The 3,084-nt window shown below is 29.6% G+C and carries 2 protein-coding genes; one reads left to right on the plus strand and one right to left on the minus strand.

Annotation, left to right across the window (positions count from 1 at the left end; all coding sequences use genetic code 11):
• Positions 1–686: PTS sugar transporter subunit IIA (locus J7M77_RS07530; protein ID WP_296877220.1), on the plus strand; the 686-nt coding region annotated here is incomplete at its 5' end.
• 373 nt (positions 687–1,059) lie between these two features.
• On the opposite strand, the gene J7M77_RS07535 is transcribed toward J7M77_RS07530, so the two are convergent.
• The gene (locus tag J7M77_RS07535; RefSeq protein WP_296877221.1) at positions 1,060–2,994 is read right to left on the minus strand and encodes an NAD(P)/FAD-dependent oxidoreductase; all 1,935 of its coding nucleotides are present in this window, start codon (positions 2,992–2,994) and stop codon (positions 1,060–1,062) included.
• Positions 2,995–3,084: the final 90 nt, after the last annotated feature.

A 3,084-nucleotide genomic window follows, 5' to 3' on the forward strand; every position in this document is an offset into this window, starting at 1 on the left:
CAAGAATGTTAGAAGCTAGATTAAATGTTTTCTTTAAAGATAAGATAACAATTGTTCGTAAAGCATCGTATAATGAATTTATTAATTATACTAAAAGAGAATTGTTAAATGTTGACTTTGTTATTTCGACAATTCCATTAAAGAGTGAACATATTCCTACCATTACTGTTGACTTTGCTTTAAATAATCAAGATATCGAAGCAATTTCTAAATTTCTAACATCAATTTCTTTAAATAAAATGAAGAAATCAAATAAATTTTTTGACAAAAATCTCTTTATTCATTTAGATGAAATAGACTCTAAAGAATCTTTATTAAAACAAATGTGCCAATTAATGAAAGAACAAAATATTGTTGATGATAATTATTTTGATTGTGTTATGGAACGTGAAAACTTAGCCAAGACTAATATGAATGAAGTATTTGCAATACCACATCCAATGCGTTTATGTGCTAAAGATACTAAAGTCGCTGTTGCCATCATTGATAAACCATTAACCTGGTATCGACAAGATACGGTTCAGATTATCTTTTTATTAGCAATAAAACAAGGTGACCAGCAAGACATTGAGCACCTTTATGATATCTTTATTGAAATTGTTAATAATGCTAAGTTACAGCAAAGTATTATTCATAGTTACAATTATGATAGCTTTATTAATAATTTATCAGAAAATATAGAATAATTTCCTTAAAACTCAAATACCAAATTATTTTGATATTTGAGTTTTAATTTATTAGGATACAAGCAATAAAATTTTTTCATCAACATTTTACATATTAAATATTCATTAACTATATTATCAAAAATATTTATAACTTCATTATCATTTCCTGATTCTTGAAGTTTTTTAATACATTAATTAAAGTTTGAAGTCATCTATTAGTTCTCTTGTTTATCTTTATTCTATCAAATACATAATCATCACTACTTTTATAGTGTTATCCTAAAAACAATTCATCTATAAACCATTACTTTTATCCAGTTAATATCCATAAAAAAAGTTCGTTAAAACGAACTTTTTTGACACCAGCTTAAAATAACAATAAATTTCTTATTTATAAAGATATTGCTGCATAGAAACCATCACGAATTGCATTAGCAACTTTACCAACTTTTTCGCTATCACCAACAATTCTTGTTTTAGTTGGATAAAGATTTCTAATTTCATTAGCTAACTTATCATCTGACTTCATTCCAAAGGCTCTAATGATCGTATCAGCATTTAAAGCAGTTTCTTGTCCATCTTTTTGATAAACAATACCCGCATCAGTAAATTCAATTACTTTAGCATTAGTAAGCACTTCAATATTATATTCACTAATTTTAGCAAAAATAGAAGCTTGATTTATAAATAACACATCTTTAGCAATATTATCTGCCATTTCTATAATTGTAACTTTTTTATTATGCTCACTAGCTAACTCAATAGCACTATCGATACCTGATAAACCGCCACCACACATAATAACTTTTTCACCTTTGACCATTTCTTTATGCATATGAGCATCAATCACACTAATTACATTATCATTATCAATACCTTTAATATTAGGAATAATTTCATTAGCGCCACAAGCAACAATAATTTGATCAGCATTTTTTAAAATTGGATCATCAGCCTTTACTTCATAATTATAATGAATTGTTACGTTTAATTTATCTAACTGAACGGCATACCATTTTACCAATTTTTTAAGTTGATCTTTAAACTTAGGTGTTGCAGCAACACTTAGTTGACCACCTATCATTGTCGTCTTTTCATAAAGTTCAACATGATGGCCTTCAATTGCAGCAACTCTGGCTGCTTCTAACCCAGCAGGTCCCCCACCAATAACCACGACACTTTTAGCATTAGTACTTGGTTTGATTGCAAAGCGTTTTTCTTCACAGGCTTGAGGATTTACAGCACAGCTTAATTTAGTCAATCTACCTACAATTCGTCCTACACATTCTTCGTTACAACGAATACAAGGACGGACATCTTCTTCATGATCATTCATTAATTTATTGACTGTTTCTGGATCAGCAATAAATTGACGACCAAACATTACAAAATCAGCTTCTTTTGATTGAATTAATTGTAATGCAGTTTCAGGAGTGTGGTTTCCAGCATTCATGATTGGAATATTTACATGTTTTCTAGCTTCTTTACATACATAAGCCATACATGCATCACCTAAATAAGCAGTTGGAAAAATATAATCAATTCTTTCATAACATCCAACATCAATATCTAATGCATCAACACCTGCTTTTTCTAAAATTTCAATTAGTTCCATGCTTTCTTGTAATGTTCTACCTTCAGCAAATAAATGATCTAAAGCAATTCTAAAAATAACTGGTAAATCCACTACCTGCTTAATTGATTGAACAATTTCGGTTGCAAAACGCATCCGATTTTCAGCACTGCCACCATATTCATCAGTTCTTTTATTCCATACTGGTGACATAAACTGATCAACCAAATAACCAGCATGACCATGAATTTCAATGGCATCAAATCCAGCATTTTTAGCAATAATCGCACTATTAGCAAATTCGCCCATAATTTTTTTAATATCCTCTTTACTTAAAGGACGACATTTCATATCAGGATTAAATGTTGATGGTGTATCACTTGAAGAAAATGGTGGTTCACCATACATATTTGGAAAAGCATTTCTTCCCGTACCACAACTAATTTGACAACAAATTTTAGCTCCATAGCGATGAGTTGCTTCAACTACTGTAGTTAATTTAGGGATAACATAATTATTTTGTAAAATTCCCTCTAAAGATCCTTGAGCTAAATCAGGATTTAAGAATTGACATCCCATGATGATGAGTCCTACTCCCCCTTTAGCCCGTGCTTCAAAATAATCGATTTCATCGTTGTCAATGCAGCCATCAATATGTGAAGAATTAGTTCCCATTGGTGCCATTACAAAACGATTTTTAACTGTCATGTTACCTATTTTAAAAGGTGTAAATAAAATATCATACTTCATCATCTTTACCTCCGTCATTACTTTAATTTTATCTTGTTATAATAAAAAATAACATAGCTAAAAAAACAAATATCTACATATTATTTGGATAAA

Origin of the sequence: Thomasclavelia sp., from assembly GCF_017889095.1 — a bacterium.
Lineage (GTDB): Bacteria > Bacillota_I > Bacilli_A > Erysipelotrichales > Coprobacillaceae > Thomasclavelia.

Bases quoted from the DNA above. Each gene is read 5' to 3' on its own strand.
- J7M77_RS07535 (WP_296877221.1), bottom strand. From the start codon at position 2,994: ATGATGAAGTATGATATTTTATTTACACCTTTTAAAATAGGTAACATG.